This window comes from Microcystis wesenbergii FACHB-1317 (genome assembly GCF_014696875.1).
GTDB classification, from domain to species: domain Bacteria; phylum Cyanobacteriota; class Cyanobacteriia; order Cyanobacteriales; family Microcystaceae; genus Microcystis; species Microcystis wesenbergii_A.
Genome location: NZ_JACJQV010000029.1, coordinates 1 through 2,886 on the forward strand (window position 1 = coordinate 1; position 2,886 = coordinate 2,886).

Annotated in this window: 3 protein-coding genes; 2 read left to right on the plus strand and 1 reads right to left on the minus strand. The window is 35.7% G+C overall.

The window, feature by feature from the left end; all coding sequences use genetic code 11:
* Both H6F92_RS00450 and H6F92_RS25385 read left to right on the plus strand, forming a co-directional pair.
* The coding region (locus H6F92_RS00450) for a transposase (RefSeq protein WP_190356403.1) at positions 1-153 on the plus strand (153 nt) is incomplete at its 5' end.
* Between the two features lie 31 nt (positions 154-184).
* Positions 185-538 (plus strand): PIN domain-containing protein, encoded by a 354-nt coding sequence (locus H6F92_RS25385; RefSeq protein ID WP_190356404.1) that lies wholly within the window; start codon positions 185-187, stop codon positions 536-538.
* A gap of 128 nt (positions 539-666) precedes the next feature.
* Here the strand turns inward: H6F92_RS25385 and H6F92_RS25585 are convergent, their stop codons facing one another.
* Positions 667-2,367 (minus strand): hypothetical protein, encoded by a 1,701-nt coding sequence (locus H6F92_RS25585; RefSeq protein WP_242029948.1) that lies wholly within the window; start codon positions 2,365-2,367, stop codon positions 667-669.
* Positions 2,368-2,886 lie beyond the last annotated feature (519 nt).

Here is a 2,886-nt window from a genome sequence, read left to right on the forward strand (position 1 = left end):
GAAATAATTAGTTATTTCGAGCAAAGGACAACGAATGGGGTGGTCGAGGGAATCAACAATAAACTGAAACTAATAAAACGGAGAGGCTATGGCTTTAGAAACTTTCGGAATTTTTGGGTTAGAAGTATGTTATCTTGGCATCTTGTATGTTGATTTAGCATAAAGGGTAACGAAGAGCCGAACAATAGAAGTTAAAACTTCATATTGGATTGAAAAAAGGACGTTAGAAAATCGTTCATTATTTGAACAATTAAATCATGAATTACATCGAGGAGAATCAGAAACAATCGCCTTGGCAATTGCTTTAGGTGCTGATAGAGTGATTATGGATGAAAATCCAGGCAGAAAAAAGGCAGTAAGTTTAGGATTGAATGTAATTGGTGTTTTAGGGATTTTGCTAATAGCAAAACGTCGAGGATTAATTTCAGCAATTAAGCCATTAATGGATGATTTAATATCTCAAGCTGGCTTTCGGATTAATCGAGCATTATATTTAGATGTTTTACAATCAGCACAGGAAGAAAAGGGAGTTTTATGATTTGCTTTTGTGTAGTTAGAAACTGAAATTACAACAAAATTAGCAAACAAAAAAAGACATTAAACCCATCGCTTACGCCGAGTAGGATTAGTTAATGGAGAATTTACTGTCTCTGTTTGTCCTTTTTTTTAAGGAGTGATTATATCTAAAATATCTCGATACAAAGGCGCACATTTTCCAGCCATTTCTAAACCTGTATTTAGTCCTTCACTTGAAAAATATAAATCTTTTCGATCTACAGCGCGAATAATTTTATCTCTATCACTTTTAGGCAAATCACCCCAACCAGCTTCACAGTAAGCATCTGGATGGGTTCCATAAGCAAATTTCTTAAATGCCTTAGAGTCTAGTTCTAGTTTTGAAAATCCTTGAGGATCTGATTTTAGTTTATCCTCAATTTTTTCTTGTAATTTTTTACCTACATTTTTGAGAAATTGCTGACCATTAGGAGTTAGTTTTTGATAGGTTTCTGTCATAAATATTCTAAGATACTTATCTCCAAAACCTAAGTAGTAATCGGGTGCTTTTTGGTTCGGATTTCTTCTTCTAAAGTCTTCTTCACGGAATTTATAATAGTCTAAATTTCCAAGTTCAACTTTTGGATCAGATTTATTTTTTCCTTCATTTTGCCGAATTTCATAATATTTCAGGCTTCCGGGTTGACCCACAGGGAATGGTGTAGGAGATTTTGTGAAGATAAAACTAGCTAAAATACCTTCAGTAATTTTTCGATCAAATATTTTATTGATATTAAGTATTCCTCCGTAGTCTCCTTCATTATGCATATTAATTGCAATTTTATGTTTTTTATCAAAACTGGATAGACAAACTTGTATATAATCATCTACAGTAACCTGGCGATAAAGTATTGCATTTTCACCTGCAATTTTCATCGAATAAAGAAAAGTATAACCACTAAAAGATTGATTTTGCAAATTTCTAATTTCACTTATTGAGCAAGGTGTCCATTCATTATTCGCAATATAGATTTCTGCACTTTCATAAAACGAACCATCCCAATGAAAATCAGAAGCTTGCCGTAGACATTGAATATATTTATATAATGATGGATTGTAAATACTAATAGTGGTAGCATTATTCTTGAGTGCGCGGTAATTAGCAGGAATTTTGAAAGCTAAACCATAATCATCAAGACGAATTTCACGGGTTTCTGTAGCTGGTTTAGATAAGCTAGGTTCTTTACCACAAGCATCCATCGTTCGTTGTGCATTAGCTGGTAATTGAACATTAAAGTACCCTAATAATAAAATGAATGTTGCGATAGAAAACTTCTTGATAAAATTGCCGTTACTTAGATTACTAAAAACTGCGCCACCATTAACCCCAGTATTATCCCGGAAAGTGAGATTTCTTAGGGTTGGACTAGCACCCGAAACATACACCCCACCGCCATTACCTTGATTTCCTGTCGTACCAGTAGCATTACCCCCAGTAATAGTAAACCCATCAAGAATAGCAGTGTTCGTCAGCGGACTAACAACCGAACCCGTTGCTGTTACCACATGATAGGAATTATCCGCAATCCCCGCTACCCCAATTTCACCGCTTAAAATGGTGACATTTGTATTAATATTACGCTGATCTCGTGCGGTTTCTGTTCCGGCAAATCCGCCATAAATACCGACATTATTTTTTAAGGTGAAGGTTGCATTCCTGTCAGTCCCCGTCGTCGGTTTATAAGTACCCGCAGACACCCAAATCTCATCGCCAGCTTGCGCCGCAGTTAGCGCACTTGCTAAACTGCCATAAGCATTATTCCAAGCTGAACCATTACCAGTCGCACCAGACTTAACGTAGATGATAGCCATGATATACCTCGTGTAAAAAAGATGGTACAGAGTCAATAGGGAATCCACCCGAAACTTAGTTCGAGTTAGATAAAGTTGATAAGTAAGCGAATAGTCGAGAAAACTGCCTCTAAAGACACCAAAACTATTAATCAAGCTTGGATGTCAGAAAATTTAGCACTGGTTAGGGATAATGCTTAGATTGTAGAGGCGAATAATCATAAGTCCCGTTTATTTTTTTTTTTTTCATTCATCAGCAGAGCTTATTAAATAAATCGAGCAGAGAGACAATATCTGGTATAATGCCACTCCTGCAAGGATTTACCTAGGGATAAGCCGATTTATGTTGCTAAGGTTATATTTTGATAAACTTTTGTCAAGTTAGCCAGATAATCAAGTTATTTTGTGATCAGTTAGTTTAGGGAGAGGTAGTGATTCGGTAGTAGTGGTAAGCCATCTTGCTTATCTGGACTGAGTCGTGTAGAATATTTACTAATAAAAATAATTGCTTGATAAATGTTGGGGATTTGGTTTTTATGA